Annotated in this window: 1 protein-coding gene; it reads right to left on the bottom strand. The window is 34.2% G+C overall.

Features of this window, described 5'->3' with window-relative positions:
- Positions 1-39: 39 nt before the first annotated feature.
- Positions 40-371: IS3 family transposase (locus tag GMB86_RS15360; protein WP_155221408.1), on the bottom strand; the 332-nt coding region annotated here is incomplete at its 5' end.

Consider the following 371-nt stretch of genomic DNA (forward strand, 5'->3'; position numbering starts at 1 on the left):
TGAAGTGTACCCTTTGTCAAGGACATTTTAAAAAAAGACCTATGCTAAATTTTGAAGATGGTTTCTGTATTGAACAGGGGTCATCTTCTTTAAATTCCATTGATATCTATAGTTGTTGTAGTAGGTCATATATTGTTTAATTTCCTTTTTAAGTTCCTCAAGCGTTTGGCAGGATTTGATATATGCCTCATCTTTAAAGTGTCCAAAAAATGATTCCTGTGGAGCGTTATCCCAACAATTTCCCCTTCGAGACATGGATTGTCCTAGACCATATTTTTTAACCATTTTTTGATAGGTTGGATTTGTATAGTGAAAGCCCTGGTCTGAATGTATAAAGGCCCCATCTGCCAGTTTTACTTTTTTATTATTTT

The sequence above is a fragment of the Terrilactibacillus tamarindi genome (genome assembly GCF_009718825.1).
Classification (GTDB): Bacteria; Bacillota; Bacilli; order Bacillales; family Sporolactobacillaceae; genus Terrilactibacillus; species Terrilactibacillus tamarindi.